The sequence below is a fragment of the Pseudomonas sp. DE0157 genome (genome assembly GCF_007678615.1).
Taxonomy (GTDB): domain Bacteria; phylum Pseudomonadota; class Gammaproteobacteria; order Pseudomonadales; family Pseudomonadaceae; genus Aquipseudomonas; species Aquipseudomonas parafulva_B.
The window spans coordinates 1-779 of the sequence record NZ_VEJN01000041.1; the positions used below are offsets into that span (position 1 = coordinate 1).

The window sequence follows — 779 nt, forward strand, 5'->3', positions numbered from 1 at the left end:
GACTTGGTCGTGACCCTGAGCAACAATGAAAAGGTCACCATCAAGGCCGGCGAAACCAGCGCTCAGTACACCCACGCAGCGCAGGGCGACGACGTTTACAAAGACTCGGGTGAAATCAGCCTGGGTATCAAGTCGGCAGCCGACGCTGGCGGCCGCACGTTCGAAAACCTGCAGCTGGGCGGCGAGGCCTCGGTGAAAGTCACCGATACCATCGACGAAGTTGTGGCGAAGCTCACAGCAACCGACTCGGTCACTGAAGGCGGTCAGATCACTTACACCGTGACCCTGACCAACAAAGACGGCTTGCCGATCGACAAGCATGGCGCGCTGACCTTCACCCTGGACGACGGCAAGACCGTCATCACCATCCCGGCCAACGGCACTACCGGTTCGGTCACTGTGACCGCGCCAGACAACGACTATGTCGGTGCTAACGATCCGGTCGTTAAATCGATCGCCTCTGTTGCTGGCGCTGATGTTGGCAAGTTCGAGCAACTGACTCTGGACAAAACGCCAGTCAGCACACAAGTTATCGACGAGCCAGGTTCGGGCACTCCGGGCACTGACAATCAGGGCGACCAAGTTCTGGTCACCATCACTGCCGACCAGACATCTGTTGCCGAGAACGTCAAACCGACGTTCACCGTTCAGATCAACAAAGCCCTGGCCAACGACCTGGTCGTGACCCTGAGCAACAATACTCAAGTCACTATCAAGGCCGGTCAGACTGCCGTGTCCTACGAGCACGCAGCGCAGGGCGACGACGTTTACAAAGACTC

General features: G+C 58.0%; 1 protein-coding gene. It reads left to right on the forward strand.

The annotated features are described in order from the left end of the window. A partial coding sequence (locus FS777_RS21250; protein WP_372239229.1) for an immunoglobulin-like domain-containing protein occupies window positions 1-779 on the forward strand: 779 nt, incomplete at both ends.